Raw genomic sequence first — 15,848 nt, forward strand, 5'->3', positions numbered from 1 at the left:
CAAGAAGACGCGCCCGGCGTTAACCGCCGGGCAGGGCTTTGAGGTAGGCCGCAATCGCTTCGCGGTCGCTTTCGGGGAGTTGGGCAAGGTTGCTGACCACCTCGGCCATCTCTCCGCCCGCGCTATCCCATTCCGGCGTGAAGCCGGAGGTGAAATATTCCACCAGATCGGCCTTGGACCACTCAAGATGTGCGGGGGTGATGCCGGGGATGCGCCCCTTGCCCGAGGGGTTCGGCGCGCCGGTTAGCCAAGCGTCCTGCTCTAACCCGCCCAAGGCGTTGCGCGGCGTGTGGCATTCGCCGCAATGGGCCAGCCCTTCGACAAGGTAGCGCCCGCGCTCCACCTGTGCGTCTGACGCATCGGCCAGCACGAAATCTTCGTTAAAGAACATTACCTTCCACGCGCCAAGCCCCCGACGGATGTTGAAGGGAAAACCCACCTCATGCGGCAGGCTCGGCAACTCTGCGGCGGGCAGGGTTTGCATATAGGCAAAGAGGTTCACCACATCCTGCGGGGCGAGATGTTGGTAGGCCGTATAGGGAAAGGCGGGATAGTAGTGCTGGCCTTCGGGCGAGACGCCGCGCGTCACGGCGCGGGCGAACTCTGGCAAGGTCCAATCGCCGATGCCATGGTCTGAATCGGGCGAAATATTGGGCGCGTGGAAGGTGCCGAAATCGCTGGGGAAGGGCAGGCCACCGGCCAAAACCAGCATCTCATCCCCCTCACTCTCTGGGGCGGCATGGCACGACACGCAGCCCCCGGCGGCAAAGACGAGCGCGCCAGCCTCGGGATCAGGCGTCAGCCCCGCGCCATAGGACGGCTCAAGGGGATCGGGCCGGGTAACGACCCAGCCAAGGGCCGCGCCGAGAACGGCACAGCCCAGCAGTACGGGAATTATACGTCGCAAGGATCAGTTCTTGGGGCCGCGGTAATCGTCATGGCATGCGCCACAGGCCTTGCCCACAGCGCCCATGCCCGCTTTCAGAGCGTCAAGATCGGTGCCTGCGGCCTCGATCATATCCGCGCTGGCGGTCTCCAGCGCCATGAAGGCGTCGTTGAACCCCTCAGAATCGCTCCAGATTTCGGCCTTGGCGCGGGACCCTTCGACGGCCCCTTGCTCGGTGCCTTCAAGCCAAAGGGTGCTCCGCTCAAAACCTGCGGCGGCATGCAGGTTGGTGGCGGCGGCGGTTGCCATTTCGGCGTTATATTCCGTCTCGCCCTTGGCCATCCCGCCCAAGATGCCGGTGTGATAGGCGATCAGTTGCATCTGCGCGTGGCGCGCGCTTACCGCATCACTTGCGGCTTTGTCGCTGTGGTTGGCTGCGAAGCCGGCGGTGGCGATCAATGCGGCGCTGACGCCGATGGCGGTAATGCTTTTGGTCAAATGCATGGTCATCTCCCTTTTCTTGCCGCAGCGTAACATGGGAGGGACGGGTCGCAAAAAACAAAAACGTGATCAGCGGGATAACGGGCGCGCTTTGGCTTAGAACCGGCGGGGGATACGCTCTGCCGTGGCCCAGTCCGGCCAATAGCCCAGCCATTCGATCAACCCGATGGCCAAGGCTGCAGCGATGATCGCAAAGACCACGATCACCCGTTTCCCCGAGGGTGGATTGCGCGCCCATTGAGACATGCGCAGCAGCCACCGCGGGTCCATCACGTAAAGCGGACTTTCCCAATGAAAGGCAGGTTGCGGTTGCGTTGGGCAAAGTCGATGCCATAGCCCACGACGAATTCATCGGGGATTTCAAAGCCGGTCCAATCCGCTTTCAGATCAACTTCGCGCCGAGTGGGTTTGTCGAGCAGGGCGATGGATTTCAGCCGCGCTGGTTCGCGCGAGCGCAGCAGGTTGGTGACATGGTGCAGGGTGTGGCCGGTGTCGACGATATCTTCGACGACCAGCACGTCGCGGCCTTCGATCGCGCCGCGCAAGTCCTTGAGAATGCGCACTTCCCGGCTGCTCTCCATGCCGTCGCCATAGCTGGAGGCTTCGAGGAAATCGACCTCGATCGGCAGGTCCAATTCGCGCACCAGATCGGCGATAAACACAAATGACCCGCGCAGCAGGCCGACCACGACCAATTTATCTGTGCCGTTGAATTCGTCATGGATCTCACGGCAGAGATCCTCGATCCGCGCCGCGATGGCCTTGGCCGAGATCATTTCGTCGATGACATAAGGCCCGTGTGCCATGGTTTTGCCCTTGAATCTGCGGGGTTGAGACGTGAAATAGGGGGTAACCTGCAACGCAACGGAACGCAATGCCCACCCATTCAGAGACCCGCCAACTGCCCTATAGCGCGCAACAGATGTATGATCTTGTCGCCGATGTGGCCCGCTATCCCGAATTCCTGCCTTGGACCGCTGCTGCGCGCATTCGCAGTGACGAAGACCGGGGCGATCACCGGGTGATGGAAGCCGATCTGGTGATCTCTTTCAAAGTGTTTCGAGAGCGGTTCACCAGCCGTGTCGTGCTCTGGCCCGAGGCCAAGAAGATCGACACCGAATATCTGGATGGGCCGTTCAAGTATATGAAATCAAACTGGCATTTCGAGGATAACCTCGAAGGCTGTCAGGTGCATTTCTTTGTCGATTTCGAATTCAAGAACATGATCCTGCAAAAGGTCATCGGCGTTGTTTTCAACGAAGCGATGCAGCGGATCGTTCGGGCCTTTGAGAACCGAGCGAAAGAGCTTTACGGCCCCAAAGGCTAAAGCGCCGCGAAGCCCCTCAGCAAGAGGCCGAGCGCATGGTCGCGGGCGGCCAAGCGCACTGCATCGCGGCCCTGCGCGCCGAACTCCACCGTTTCGGTCTGAACCCCGGCTGCCGTGGCAAGGCCAAAACAGACGCGGCCTTCGGGCTTATGCTCCGACCCGCCCGGGCCCGCGATGCCGGTGATCGACACGGCGATCTGCGCCTCTGACCGCGCCAGCGCGCCCGCGGCCATCTCTTTAGCCACCTCTTCGGACACCGCCCCCCAATCCGCCAGCGTCCCCTCCGAGACGCCCAACATCGCCATTTTCGCTGCATTGGTATAGGTGACAAAGCCGCGATCCAGTAGGGCCGAAGACCCCGGCAAATCGGTCAGTGCCGCGGCCAGCATCCCGCCCGTGCAACTCTCTGCACAGGCGACCATCGCACCGGTTTCATGCGCTTTTTCCAACAGTTGCGCGGCAAGGGTCATTTACAGCACCCCGTGATAAAGCGCGGCCAGCGCCATGACGCCAAGTGCTGCGAAAATCCCGGCAAAGATATCGTCTAGCATCACGCCCCATGGCCCGCCCTGACGATCAGCCCAGCCGATGATCAGCGGTTTGGTGATGTCAAAAAGCCGAAACAGCGCAAAGGCAGCGATCCAACCGGGCCACATGGCAAGGATCGGGATCTGCATAGACCACGCAGCGTAAGAGAGCGGCAAAAGCGCGATCCACTGGCCAACCAACTCGTCGACCACAACCTCTCCGGGGTCATGATCCTGCCCGCCCGCCGTGTAGCGCGCAGTGGCCCACCAGCCCAAAGGGATCGCCACGAGGATCCCGATCACCAGCAGGGGAAAGCCGCCCAGCACATGCAACAGCCACGCATAGGGCAGGGCGATGAGCGACCCCCAAGTGCCCGGCGCGGGGCGGATGTGGCCGACGCCCAGAAGCGTCGCGATCAGATGGGCTGGGGTCATGTTTTCACCAATGTTGCTGTGGCCATACAGGCTATGCCTTCGCCGCGCCCGGTAAAGCCGAGGCGCTCGCTTGTGGTCGCTTTAACGGATACGCGGTCGATCTCGATCCCCAGCATTTCAGCCATCGAAGCGCGCATCGGTTGCACATGGGGGCCGATCTTGGGGGTCTCGCAGATGAGCGTGCAATCGACATGGGTGAGGGTGAACCCCATATCGCGGGCCATCTGCGCGGCATGGCGCAGAAAGATATCGCTGCGCGCGCCTTTCCACTGCGGATCACTCGGCGGGAAATGCTGGCCGATGTCGCCGCGTGCCAGCGCGCCGTAGATGGCATCGGTCACCGTGTGCAGCGCCACGTCGGCGTCGGAATGGCCGACCAGCCCGTGGGTGTGCGGAATGTCGATGCCGCAGAGGGTCACGTGGTCTCCGGGGCCAAAGGCGTGCACGTCAAATCCGTTGCCGGTGCGAATGTCCATGCGGGTCTCCAATATGCGGGCGGCGCGGGCGAAATCCTCGGGCCGGGTGATTTTTAGGTTATCGGCGCTGCCTTGGGTGATGGCAACGGTCAGGCCCGCGGCGCGGGCGACTTCGACATCATCCGCCGCTTGGCCGTCATGAGCGGCATGGGCCGCGCGGATCGCGGCAAGGTCAAAGCCCTGCGGCGTCTGCGCGGCGAAAAGGGCGCTGCGGTCTTGCGTGCCGGTGACGCGGCCATCCGCGCCCTGCCAAAGGGCGTCAGTGACCGGCAGGCCCGGTGCGGCGGCTTGATACTGGTCGAGCGCATCAATCACGCCAGCAATGATCTGGGCCGAGACGCAGGGCCGCGCGGCGTCGTGGATCAGCACCTTGTCCGCTTGGCCAATCGCATCAAGACCGCGCTGAACAGAGGCCGCGCGCTCCGCCCCGCCGGTGGTGACGGTGACGCCTTGCGCGGCAAAAGCCTCGGCGTGATCCATGTCATCTTCGTGCAGCACCAGCACAATCTCAGTGATCTGGGGAAGGGCGCGAAAGGCGGCGAGCGTGTGGTCAATCACCCGCGCGCCTGCCAACCCCTGCCACTGCTTGGGCTGCGGACCGCCTGCGCGGCTGCCACGCCCGGCGGCAACGATCAGGGCTGCGATACTCATGCGGGCAATCTGGAAAACGTGGTGAACATGACACTGTCTAGGCAATGCGGCGGCGGGGTGCAATCTGGGGTGGCTGCCTAAAAAATAAGCAGTTGCTTGGCGCATAGCTGCTTTTCAGGCCAGTTTCATTGAGGTCACCCCGTGGCAGAGCTACACAGCAAGGGACCGCACAAGGATTAAGCACGTGACCGCCGACCCCCTGACATTCGACCCTCCGGTATTCCTCGCCCCGATGGCGGGGATCACCGATCTGCCCTATCGCAACCTCGTGGCGCGATTCGGGGCCGGGTTGGTCGTGTCCGAAATGGTCGCCAGCCAAGAATTGCTCAGCCGCCGCCCCGGCACCCGAGAGAAGGCAGAGCTGGGATTGGATGTCATCGGCACCTCCGTCCAGCTCGCGGGGCGCGAGGCCGAACCGATGGCCGAGGCTGCCCGGATGGTCGAGGCGATGGGCGCGCGGATCATCGACATCAATATGGGCTGCCCGGCCAAAAAGGTGACGCAGGGCGCTTCGGGCTCGGCGCTGATGAAAACACCCGATCACGCGCTGCGGCTGATTGAGGCCGTTGTGGGCGCGGTCAACGTGCCGGTGACGCTGAAAACCCGGCTGGGCTGGGACGACAATATGCTCAACGCCGCACCGATCGCCAAACGGGCCGAGGATGCGGGCGTGCAGATGATCACCATCCACGGGCGCACGCGCTGTCAGTTCTACAAGGGCCGCGCCGATTGGGCCGCGATCCGCGCGGTGAAAGAAACGGTGCGCGTCCCCGTCATCGCCAATGGCGATATCATTGGCAGCGAAGAGGCACGCCAAGCCCTGCGGCTGTCGGGCGCAGACGGTGTGATGATCGGGCGCGGCGCGCAGGGGCGGCCTTGGCTGCTGGCGCAAATCGCGCATGACCTGCACGGACGCGCCAAGCCGATGATCCCCAAAGGGGCCGCAATGGCCCAGATGGTGGCCGAACATTACGACGAGATGCTGCGTTTTTACGGGGTCGAACTGGGTGCCAAGGTCGCCCGCAAGCATTTGGGCTGGTATATGGACCATTGCGCCACCCCCGCCGATCTGCGCCGCGCCCTGCTGACAGCGCGGGAGGTGAAAACCACCTTTGATCTGATCGCAGAGGCCATGCAGTACGACGCCGCAGTGGCTCAAACCCCGGTCGCGGCATGAGGGCCGAGATACCTGAGCGGCAGGTTTGGACCTCTCTGCCGGTGCCTGCCTTTATCGTCAGCGCCGACGACCGGGTCGCGGATTTGAACCCTTCCGCCGAAGGCTTCCTCAATGCCTCTGCCCGCGCCGTGATCGGCCAGTCGATCTGGAAGTTGATCGCGGTGGATCACCCGCTTGAGGCTGCCTTTGCCCGTGCGCGGCTGCAGGGCACGCCGCTGTTCGTGAATGACGTGGATGTGGGCGCGATGCAGCGCGCGCCTTTGCAATGCGGCCTGCAGATTGCGCCGCTGGTGGGCGGGGCGGGGGAGATGGTTCTGATGATCACCCCGCGCGAATTGGCCGGGCGCATCACCCAAGATCACAGCGTGAAATCCGCCGCCAAATCCGCCATCGGCATGGCCGAGATGCTGGCCCATGAGATCAAGAACCCTCTGGCCGGGATCACCGGCGCGGCACAGCTTTTGTCGATGAATCTATCCAAAAGTGATCTGGAACTGACCGATCTCATCGTCGCCGAAAGCCGGCGCATCGTGAAACTGCTGGAACAGGTCGAGCAATTTGGCAACCTCATGGCGCCCGAGCGCAAGCCGGTGAACCTGCATGATGTGCTGGACCGCGCCCGCCGGTCGGCGCTGTTGGGCTTCGGCTCAAAGATGAAAATTACCGAAGATTACGACCCCTCTCTGCCGCCCGCGCTTGGTGATAAGGACCAGCTTTTGCAGGTCTTGCTGAACCTCATCCGCAACGCGGCTGAGGCTGCGGGCGCGGCGGGGGGCACCATCCGGCTGCGCAGTTTCTATGAACACGGATTCCAGTTGCGCCGCGCCGATGGGGATGGCCAGCCATTGCCTTTGCAGATTGAGGTGATCGACGATGGCCCCGGCCTGCCGGACAATATCCGTGCCGATGTTTTCGATCCTTTCGTCTCGGGCCGGGAGAATGGCACGGGGCTGGGCCTCGCCTTGGTGAGTAAAATTATTTCAGACCACGGAGGCTGGATTTCAGTCAGTTCCGCCCCCGGTCGAACCGCATTCCGCATTTCGCTGCCGCGCGCAGGCGCTGCTGCCCTCAAGGAGAATTGACATGGATGGCACCATCCTCGTCGCCGATGACGACCGCACGATCCGCACCGTTCTGACCCAAGCGCTGACCCGCGCGGGCTGCAAGGTTCATGCCACTTCAAGCCTGACCACCCTGATGCGATGGGTCAGCGAGGGCAAGGGCGACGCGGTGATCTCTGACGTGGTCATGCCCGATGGCAACGGGTTGGAAATGCTTCCGAAAATCGCGCAGGACCGACCCGGCCTTCCGGTGATCGTGATCTCGGCGCAGAACACCATCATGACCGCGATCAAGGCGGCAGAGGCCGAAGCCTTTGACTATCTGCCCAAACCCTTCGACTTGCCAGATCTGATGAAGCGCACCGCTCGTGCCTTGGAGCAACGCACGACGCTCAGCCGCAAGGCCGCTGCCGACGACGGTGCCGAGATCGACGCCGAGCGTGATGACCTGCCGATGATTGGCCGCACCCCGGTGATGCAGGCGCTGTACCGCACCGTGGCGCGGGTGATGAACACCGACCTGCCGGTGCTGATCTGGGGCGAAAGCGGCTCGGGCAAATCGCTGATCGCGCGGGCCATTCACGACTTCTCAGACCGGCGCAGCTTGCCGTTTGTGACCGTGACGGATGCCGATCTTGCCGATATCGAAGGCCCCTCGCGGGTGTTGGCGCGGGTCGGCGGTGGCACCCTGATGATCGACGAAATCGCGGATTTCCCCCAGGATATCCAAGCCCGTCTGGTGCGGATGATGGATGCGCCGGGCGAAGACGCGCCGCGTTTCATGGCCACCAGCCAAAGCGATCTGGATGCGGCGATGCAAGAAGGCAAGCTGCGCCGGGATCTCTATTACCGCCTGTCGGGGGCGACCCTCGAAGTGCCTGCGCTGCGGGACCGGGTGGAAGACATCCCGCTGTTGGCCGACCATTTTCTGGCCCGTGCCAACCCCGGGCCTGCCTCACCGCGCAAGCTGTCGGACAAGGCCGCGCAAATCCTGCTGAAGTTCCCATGGCCCGGCAATGTGCGCCAATTGGAACATGCCATGCGGCAACTGGCACTGGCCAGCCAAGCGGCCGAGATCACGGCGAGCGAGGCCGAGCAACTGCTGGGCGCGCAAAGCGGTCCGGCACCGATGCAGACCGAGGCTGATACCGAACGGCTGGGGGCCTCGGTCGAACGTCATTTGCAGCGTTATTTCGACCTGCACGGCTCCATGCTGCCGCCTCCGGGGCTTTACGCGCGGATCCTGCGCGAAGTCGAACTGCCGATGATCGAAATCGCGCTTGCCGCGACGGCAGGGAACCAAGCTAAATGTGCCGCTTTGCTGGGAATTAACCGAAATACTTTGCGCAAGAAGATCACCGACCTCGATATTGAGGTGACACGGGGCCGCAAGATGATGTAAAAGAGCCACATAACAGTGGCCATCGGGGTACTCTCCCGGTCAGGACCACATAATATGGCGGTTGATGCAGCGATGCATCACAACATCGGTGAGGTATGCGGGTGGCAACCCGGTCACGCAGGTTCAAGCTCGAACGGTTGGGGCGTCTCAGGCGAGTCAAACGGCTGCGCAATTGGTCCACCTTTGGGCTGGTGGTGCTGGGGCCGGTTTTGGCGCTTGCGACCTATCTGGCGCTTGGGCCTTTGGGGCAGGGGGCGGATACGCTCAACCTGCGGCTCATTCTGTTGTCCGATCTGGTCTATGTGCTGCTGGTGGCGGCGTTGGTTCTCATTCAGGTCGGGCGGCTGATCTCAGCACGCCGCGCCAAATCAGCGGGCTCTCGGTTGCACCTGCGGTTGACGGGCGTTTTTGCCCTGATGGCGCTGATCCCAACCGTCACAGTGGCGATTTTTGCAGGGCTCACGGTGAACGTCGGGCTTGAGGGGTGGTTCTCTGACCGGGTCAGCGGCGTGGTCGGCTCGTCGCTCGCGGCGGCCGAAGCCTATGAGGCCGAGCAGCGCGAGGCTCTGATATTGGACGCGCAGACCCTCGCCCGCAGCATCGACAGCGCCCGCACGCAGGGCATCAACCTAAGCGACAGTGAGCTTTTGGGCGAGGGCCAGCGGCAAATTCAGCGCGGCCTGCGCGAGGCGTTTCTGATCGACAGCACCGCGCAGATCCGGGCGCGGGGGGATCGGTCCTATCTCTTTGATTTCGAAGCACCCACCGAGGCGCAGCTTGAGACCGCCAGTGACGAGGGCCTTTTGGTCATCGAGGACTGGCCCAACAATGAATTCCGCGCGTTGGTGCCGATGGACGCCTATGTTGATCGTTTCCTCTATGTCTCCCGCGCGGTGGATGGTGAGATTCTGGCGCTGCTGGATGAGACCAAAGAAACGGTGCGCCTGTACCAACAGCTTGAATCCGAACGCGGGCGGCTGCTGTTCGAATTTGCCCTTGTTTATCTGGGCTTTGCGGTGATCCTCATTCTGGCCGCCGTTTGGCTGGGCCTGTGGTTTGCCGAACGGCTTTCCGGTCCGGTTGGGCGCCTGACCGGCGCCGCGCAACAGGTGGGCGCGGGTGATTTGAACGTGCAGGTCCGCGAAGAAGAGGGCGATGACGAAATCGCCATGCTGGGGCGTTACTTCAACCAGATGACCCGGCAGCTGAAGGGCCAGCGCGAGACCCTGTTGGAAAATACCGACCAGATCGAGCGCCGTCGCCGGTTGTTCGATTCCGTGCTAAGCTCGGTGACCTCGGGCGTTGTGGGGCTTGACCCCGAGGGGCGCGTGACCTTCGTGAACCGCTCGGCCATGCGGCTGCTGGATTGGTCGGAAGACCAGCAAAGCCTGCCGCTGACCCTTGCCGTGCCGGAGTTCGGGCCGCTGTTTGAGACGGTCAAGGCCGCGTCTGACGAAGTGGCGCAGGCGGAGATTAAAGTCTCGCGCCAAGGGGCGATGGAGAACCTGCTGGTCCGCATGGCGACCCGGCGGTCCAAGGATGGCGATCTTGAGGGCTATGTCGTGGCCTTTGACGATGTGACCGATCTGGTCAGCGCGCAGCGCATGGCCGCTTGGGGCGACGTGGCGCGCCGGATTGCCCATGAGATCAAGAACCCGTTGACGCCCATCCAGTTGAGTGCCGAGCGCATTCGCCGCAAGTTTGGCCCCAAAATGGCAGAGGGCGATGACGACGCGCTGGAACAGATGACCGGGGTGATCATCCGCCAAACCGGCGACCTGCGGCGCATCGTCGACGAATTCTCGAAATTCGCGCGGATGCCAGAGCCGGAAACCAGCCGTCAGGACATCCGGCAATTGCTGCGCGATGCGGTGTTGCTTCAGCAAAGCAGGCAGGAAGAGGTGGCGATCAAGCTTGACCTGCCCACGCAGCCGGTCATGGCCAATATCGACGGCACGATGATCTCGCAGGCGCTGACCAATCTGATCAAGAACGCGGGCGAAGCCATCGAAAGCCTGAAGAAAAAAGGCACGACCGAGGGGCATGAGCCGCAAATTCGCGTGGTCCTGACGCCCGAAAATCGGCTCTTGCGGTTGACCATTGCTGACAATGGCATCGGTCTGCCCGAAGACCGCGCGCGGCTGTTCGAGCCCTATGTGACCACGCGCAGCGAGGGCACCGGTCTGGGTCTGCCCATCGTCAAAAAGATTATCGAGGAACATGGCGGCAGCCTGACGCTCGAAACCGCGCCCGCATTCGACGGGCAAGACCATCACGGTGCCATGGCAGTCATTTCACTGCCCTTGGCCATCGACGCAACGACAGACCAAGGGGATAAGGCAGATGAGTGACATTCTGATTGTAGACGACGAACGCGACATCCGTGAGTTGATCTCGGACATCCTTGAGGATGAAGGCTTTGCCACGCGCTTGGCCAGCAATTCTGATGAGACGATGGCCGAGATCAACACCGAGGCGCCTGCGCTGATCATCCTCGACATCTGGTTGAAAGACAGCCGGATGGACGGGATCGATATTCTAAAGACCGTTAAACGGGACAATCCTGACGTGCCGGTGGTGATCATCTCGGGCCACGGCAATATCGAGATTGCCGTGGCGGCGATCAAACAAGGGGCTTACGATTTTATCGAAAAGCCGTTCAACATCGATCAATTGCTGGTGGTGATCCGCCGCGCAATGGAAACCTCGCGCCTGCGGCGGGAGAACCAGAACCTCAAGCGCCGCGATGTGGCGACCTCCGAGATGATCGGCACCTCCGCGCCCTATCGCGCCCTGTTGGGGCAGCTTGACAAGGTGACCAAATCCAATGGCCGCGTGATGCTGACCGGCCCGGCGGGGGCGGGCAAGGAAGTGGCCGCGCGCTATATCCACGCCCATTCCGCCCGCGCCTCGGCGCCCTTTGTCACCGTCAACTGCGCCGGGGTGGCGCCTGATCGGATGGAAGAGGTGCTCTTTGGCCGGGAGACGCCGGACCGCGGGGTCGAGCCGGGGTTGCTGGAACAGGCCCACGGCGGGGTGATCTACTTTGATGAGGTCGCGGATATGCCGCTTGGCACCCAGTCCAAGATCCTGCGGGTGCTGGTGGACCAACAGTTCACCCGCGTAGGCGGGACCGACAAGGTCCGCGTCGATCTGCGGGTGATCTCTTCAACGAACCGCGATCTGGATCAGGCGATCAAGGCAGATACCTTCCGGCAGGAACTCTATCACCGTCTGAACGTCGTGCCGATTGCCGTGCCGTCCTTGGAAGAGCGGCGCGAGGATATTCCGCTGCTGGCCGAACATTTCATCGCCGAGTTCAACACCTCCCAGGGTCTGCCGCAGCGTGCGCTGACCGAAGATGCCGTGGCCCTGATGCAAACGATGGTCTGGCCCGGCAATGTGCGTCAGCTTAAGAACCTTGTTGAGCGGGTGCTGATCCTCGGTGATGGCACCGGCCCGATTGAGGCCCGTGAACTGCCCGGCGAAGAGGAGAACGGCGGCGATGAGGGGCGCGTGGTGCTTTCGGGCGCACTGGCAACGCTGCCGTTGCGCGAGGCGCGCGAGGCTTTCGAGCGGGAGTATCTGTTGACCCAGATCAACCGCTTTGGCGGCAACATCAGCCGGACCGCAAATTTCGTCGGGATGGAGCGCAGCGCCTTGCACCGCAAGCTGAAATCCCTTGGCGTTGTGACCTCGGCCAAGGCGGGTGTGCGCGTGGCCCATGTGGACGAGGAAATCGAAGCGGCGGGCTGACCCCGCCGCAGAACCGCAAGGGGCGTGCCCCCTCGCGCAGCGCCTCACCCTTGGGTGACGATCTGGAACGACCCATCGCTGTTGCGGATCACGCAAGACTTGGGGTTGAGCGCGGGCAGCGTGGTTGTCGCCCGCGTCGGTGCAGCGCGGGCCACGTTGCTGGGGCAGGCGGGGATCGACACCGGCGCGAAACCTCTGTCGGCCATACATTGTTCCTCAACCCGGTTGCGCAGGTCTTGGTTGGGGTCAAAGGTCACCAATTCACCCGGCACGTAAAAGCCGCCCCGCGTGGTGCAGTTGTTATTGGCATCGCATTGGCGGCGCTCGGGCACATAGCGCGGCGGTTCGCGGCGGATTTGGGTTGAGATCGGCACATCGCGCAGGGCCAGCACCTCGCAAGCGGTGGTGGCCCGGTTGACCTGCGCAACGGTCGCGCCCGGTTTGTAATAGGTGTTCAGCGGCGCACAGGCCGCAGCCGTCAGGGCGACAAACGTCAGGGCAAAGGCGCTGCGCGATGCGCGTGGGGATATCGGTTTCATGACCCCATGATGCCGCTGTTGGATGGTAAAGACAATTGATTTGACGCTTGCCAACCCATCTGTCATGCCCTCTAACCGACCCAAGACAACCCTCACACGATCTTTGCTCAGGGTAAGGAAGCCTTCATGAAAATCATCATTTGCGGCGCAGGGCAGGTGGGTTGGCAGATTGCCCGTCACCTCAGCGGAGAGCGCAACGATGTGACCGTGGTCGACAGCAATGCCGAATTGATCCGCCGCGCCACCGACACGTTGGATGTGCAGGGCATCGCCGGTTTCGCCAGCTACCCCGATGTGCTGGACCGTGCGGGCGCGCGGGACGCCGAAATGATCATCGCCGCGACCCACTCGGATGAGGTCAATATGGTGACCTGTCAGGTGGCGCATTCGGTCTTTGGCATCAACCGCAAGATCGCCCGTCTGCGCAGCCAGTCCTATCTGGATGCGATCTACTCCGACCTTTACCGGCGCGATCACATGCCGATCGACGTGGTGATTTCCCCTGAGAAAGAGGTCGCCACTGCAGCCCTTCAGCGTCTCAGCGCGCCCGCCGCCTTTGACACCGAGATTTTCATGGAAGGGCAGGCACAGCTTCTCGGGATTACCATCGACAGCGATTGCCCGGTGGTGAATACGCCGCTGCGGCAGCTTACCGATCTCTTCTCGACCCTGCGCGCGGTCGTCGTGGGCGTGCGACGCGATGGCACGCTGTTCGCGCCCGAGGCGAAGGATCAGCTTTTCGTTGGCGATGACTGCTACGTCTTTTCGCATCACGACGACATCGCCCGCACGATGGAAATTTTCGGCAAACAAACCACCAAGCAAGAGCGCGTCGTGCTGGTGGGTGGGGGCAATGTCGGCCTGACCGTGGCGCAGCACCTTGAGGCCGGACCGCTGCGCGTGCGCACCAAGATGATCGAGAAAAACCGCAAATGCGCCGAACGCGCCGCTGAAGGGCTTGAGCGAACGATCGTGTTGAACGGCGACGGGCTTGATGCGGCGCTGTTGGCCGAAGCCGGGATCAGCCGCGCCGATGCGATGCTGGCGGTGACGGATGACGACAAAACCAACATGTTGTCTTGTGTGCGTGCCAAGGCCGAGGGCTGCCCCTATGTCATCGCGCTGATAAACGATCCGACGCTGGTGCCCCTGATGACCCACCTTGGCATCGACGCCTATATCAATCCGCGCGCCACGACGGTCAGTTCGATCCTGCGCCACATCCGCCATGGGCGGGTGCGGGCGGTCTATTCCATCGGCGATGCCGAGGCCGAGGTGATCGAGGCCGAAGTGCTGTCGACATCGCCCCTCGCGGGCAAGAAAGTCTCGGAAATTGACTTCCCCGAGGGCGTGTTGATCGGCATGCTGCGCAAAGAAGGCAAGGTGATCCGCCCCATGGGAAGCACACGGATCGACGAAGGGGACGTTGTCGCCCTCTTCGCTCTGGCCGAGGATGTGCCCCGGGTTGAGCAGCTTTTGCAGGTCTCGATCGACTTTTTCTAAGCGCAGGAGCGCCTTTGTGACGCAACCGACCAGCATAGGCCCGACCGGCATCCGCCGGGAGATCGTGCAGCTGCCGCTGTTCTTGCAATTGTTCGGCGTCTCTGCCCTGTCGATGATCCTGCCGTCGATCCACGGGCTGGTGATGAATGACCATCTGGCCAGCCGCGCCTTTCTCTATGCCGGTCTGCTGGGGCTTGTGGCCTTCACGCTTATCGCCATCGCCCATGCCGGGCGCAAACCCCTGGATGGCGCGCTTGGGCCGCTCTTGTCGCTGCTGTCTGCCTTTGTTTTCCTGCCGGTCTTTTTCGCGGTGCCCTTCCTTGAGGCGCTGCCGACCACACGGTTTATGAACGTCTATTTCGAGATGGTCAGCGCCCTGACCACCACCGGGGCCACCATGTTCAACCCCGAACGGCTGAGCGACACCCTGCATCTGTGGCGCGCGCAGGTCGGTTGGATGGGCGGGCTGCTCATGTGGGTCACGGCCTCGGCCATTCTGGCCCCGCTGCATTTGGGCGGCTTTGAGGTGACGGCGCAGGCCGAACCGGGGCGGCCCGATGACCGGATCGGCGCTCGCATGGGCCGGATCACCCCGCGCCAACGGCTGCTGCGCACCACGCAGGCATTGCTGCCGATCTATTTCGGGCTGACGCTGCTGCTTTGGCTCTTGCTGGTCATCGGTGGAGAGACGGCCTTGGTGGCGCTTTGCCATGCCATGTCGGTCATGGCGACCTCGGGCATTTCGCCCATCGGGGGCGTGGCCGAAGCGCAGATCGGCGTCACCGGCGAGGCGGTGATGATGCTGTTTATGCTCTTCGCCCTGTCGCGGCTGACCTTTTCCAAAGATACCGTGACCGCGACCCAAGGCGGGCTGATGACCGACCCAGAGTTCCGCATCGGCCTTTTGGTGGTGATCGGCGTGCCGTTGCTGCTGTTCGCACGCCACTGGATCGGCGCCTTTGAAGTGGAGGTCGAGGTTGACGGCACCCGCGCTTTGCACGCGCTTTGGGGCGGGCTGTTTACCGTGCTGTCCTTCCTGTCGACGACCGGTTTCGTCTCTGAACATTGGGCGGAGGCGCAGAATTGGTCGGGGCTGCGCACGCCGGGGTTGGTGCTCATGGGGCTTGCACTGATCGGCGGCGGGGTGGCCACCACGGCGGGCGGGGTCAAGCTTTTGCGGGTCTTCGCGCTCTATCAAAACGGGGTGCGCGAGATGGACCGGCTGGTCTATCCCAATTCCGTCAGCGGCGCGGGGGCTGCGGGGCGGCGTTTGCAAAGCAACGGTGCTTTTATTGCGTGGATTTTCTTCATGCTTTTTGCCATGTCGCTCGCCGGAGTGACCCTTCTTCTGACCCTGACTGGCGCGTCCTTTGATGCGGCGGTGGTCATGTCGGTGGCCACGCTCTCCACCACCGGGCCGCTGATCGAACATGCTGCCGACAAACCCATCCATTTGATCGAACTGGGCGTGGCCGCGAAAATCATCCTCAGCGGAGCAATGGTGCTGGGTCGGCTGGAAACCTTGGCGATTATTGCGCTGATGACCCCGAATTTGTGGCGCGCTTGACACGTTTAGCGCTAGAACCGCCCTAGTCCGCTGATATTGG

Annotated in this window: 16 protein-coding genes; 8 read left to right on the top strand and 8 right to left on the bottom strand. The window is 62.7% G+C overall.

The window, feature by feature from the left end; translation table 11 throughout:
• Positions 1 to 19: 19 nt before the first annotated feature.
• The 4 genes from J3456_RS04445 to hpt form a co-directional block, all read right to left on the bottom strand.
• On the bottom strand, positions 20 to 907 hold the full coding sequence (locus J3456_RS04445) for a c-type cytochrome (protein ID WP_349579061.1): 888 nt from the start codon (positions 905 to 907) through the stop codon (positions 20 to 22).
• Between the two features lie 3 nt (positions 908 to 910).
• Positions 911 to 1,390, bottom strand: a complete 480-nt coding sequence (locus J3456_RS04450) for a c-type cytochrome (RefSeq protein WP_349579062.1) — start codon at positions 1,388 to 1,390, stop codon at positions 911 to 913.
• Positions 1,391 to 1,483: 93 nt separating this feature from the next.
• Positions 1,484 to 1,660, bottom strand: a complete 177-nt coding sequence (locus J3456_RS04455; protein ID WP_349579140.1) for a hypothetical protein — start codon at positions 1,658 to 1,660, stop codon at positions 1,484 to 1,486.
• Positions 1,657 to 2,193 carry a hypoxanthine phosphoribosyltransferase gene (gene hpt / locus J3456_RS04460; protein WP_067630594.1) on the bottom strand — a complete coding sequence of 179 codons (537 nt, stop codon included), beginning with the start codon at positions 2,191 to 2,193 and terminating at the stop codon, positions 1,657 to 1,659. The genes J3456_RS04455 and hpt overlap by 4 nt, the downstream gene beginning before the upstream one ends.
• A gap of 68 nt (positions 2,194 to 2,261) precedes the next feature.
• Here hpt and J3456_RS04465 point away from each other — a divergent pair, with 68 nt between their 5' ends.
• Complete coding sequence (locus tag J3456_RS04465; protein WP_067630597.1) at positions 2,262 to 2,714, top strand: type II toxin-antitoxin system RatA family toxin; 453 nt, start codon at positions 2,262 to 2,264, stop codon at positions 2,712 to 2,714.
• On the opposite strand, the gene J3456_RS04470 is transcribed toward J3456_RS04465, so the two are convergent.
• Genes J3456_RS04470 through J3456_RS04480 form a run of 3 tightly spaced genes read right to left on the bottom strand, consistent with a single transcriptional unit; the run spans position 2,711 to position 4,803 of the window.
• A complete protein-coding gene (locus tag J3456_RS04470) occupies positions 2,711 to 3,184 on the bottom strand; it encodes a CinA family protein (protein WP_349579063.1) in 474 nt (157 codons plus the stop codon). The genes J3456_RS04465 and J3456_RS04470 overlap by 4 nt on opposite strands.
• A complete protein-coding gene (locus tag J3456_RS04475) occupies positions 3,185 to 3,676 on the bottom strand; it encodes a phosphatidylglycerophosphatase A family protein (RefSeq protein ID WP_349579064.1) in 492 nt (163 codons plus the stop codon).
• On the bottom strand, positions 3,673 to 4,803 hold the full coding sequence (locus tag J3456_RS04480) for a bifunctional 2-C-methyl-D-erythritol 4-phosphate cytidylyltransferase/2-C-methyl-D-erythritol 2,4-cyclodiphosphate synthase (RefSeq protein ID WP_349579066.1): 1,131 nt from the start codon (positions 4,801 to 4,803) through the stop codon (positions 3,673 to 3,675). Before J3456_RS04480 ends, J3456_RS04475 begins: the two co-directional genes overlap by 4 nt.
• A gap of 232 nt (positions 4,804 to 5,035) precedes the next feature.
• Here J3456_RS04480 and dusB point away from each other — a divergent pair, with 232 nt between their 5' ends.
• From dusB to ntrX, 5 genes are all read left to right on the top strand, one after another.
• Positions 5,036 to 5,980 (top strand): tRNA dihydrouridine synthase DusB, encoded by a 945-nt coding sequence (gene dusB / locus J3456_RS04485; RefSeq protein ID WP_502989490.1) that lies wholly within the window; start codon positions 5,036 to 5,038, stop codon positions 5,978 to 5,980.
• Positions 5,977 to 7,062: a two-component system sensor histidine kinase NtrB gene (locus J3456_RS04490; RefSeq protein ID WP_349579068.1), complete on the top strand. Its 1,086-nt coding sequence runs from the start codon at positions 5,977 to 5,979 to the stop codon at positions 7,060 to 7,062. The genes dusB and J3456_RS04490 overlap by 4 nt, the downstream gene beginning before the upstream one ends.
• 1 nt (position 7,063) lies before the next feature.
• Positions 7,064 to 8,443, top strand: coding sequence for a response regulator (locus J3456_RS04495; RefSeq protein WP_132443314.1), 1,380 nt, complete (start codon positions 7,064 to 7,066; stop codon positions 8,441 to 8,443).
• Positions 8,444 to 8,538: 95 nt separating this feature from the next.
• Positions 8,539 to 10,794: a sensor histidine kinase NtrY-like gene (locus tag J3456_RS04500; RefSeq protein ID WP_349579069.1), complete on the top strand. Its 2,256-nt coding sequence runs from the start codon at positions 8,539 to 8,541 to the stop codon at positions 10,792 to 10,794.
• Complete coding sequence (gene ntrX, locus J3456_RS04505) at positions 10,787 to 12,199, top strand: nitrogen assimilation response regulator NtrX (RefSeq protein WP_349579070.1); 1,413 nt, start codon at positions 10,787 to 10,789, stop codon at positions 12,197 to 12,199. Before J3456_RS04500 ends, ntrX begins: the two co-directional genes overlap by 8 nt.
• 44 nt (positions 12,200 to 12,243) lie before the next feature.
• Here the strand turns inward: ntrX and J3456_RS04510 are convergent, their stop codons facing one another.
• A complete protein-coding gene (locus tag J3456_RS04510) occupies positions 12,244 to 12,738 on the bottom strand; it encodes a hypothetical protein (protein ID WP_349579071.1) in 495 nt (164 codons plus the stop codon).
• Between the two features lie 126 nt (positions 12,739 to 12,864).
• Here J3456_RS04510 and trkA point away from each other — a divergent pair, with 126 nt between their 5' ends.
• On the top strand, positions 12,865 to 14,241 hold the full coding sequence (gene trkA / locus J3456_RS04515; RefSeq protein ID WP_259944481.1) for a Trk system potassium transporter TrkA: 1,377 nt from the start codon (positions 12,865 to 12,867) through the stop codon (positions 14,239 to 14,241).
• 16 nt (positions 14,242 to 14,257) lie between these two features.
• Positions 14,258 to 15,808 (top strand): TrkH family potassium uptake protein, encoded by a 1,551-nt coding sequence (locus J3456_RS04520; protein ID WP_349579072.1) that lies wholly within the window; start codon positions 14,258 to 14,260, stop codon positions 15,806 to 15,808.
• Positions 15,809 to 15,848: the final 40 nt, after the last annotated feature.

The sequence above is a fragment of the Sulfitobacter sp. NFXS29 genome (assembly GCF_040148765.1).
In the GTDB taxonomy this organism is placed as follows: Bacteria; Pseudomonadota; Alphaproteobacteria; order Rhodobacterales; family Rhodobacteraceae; genus Sulfitobacter.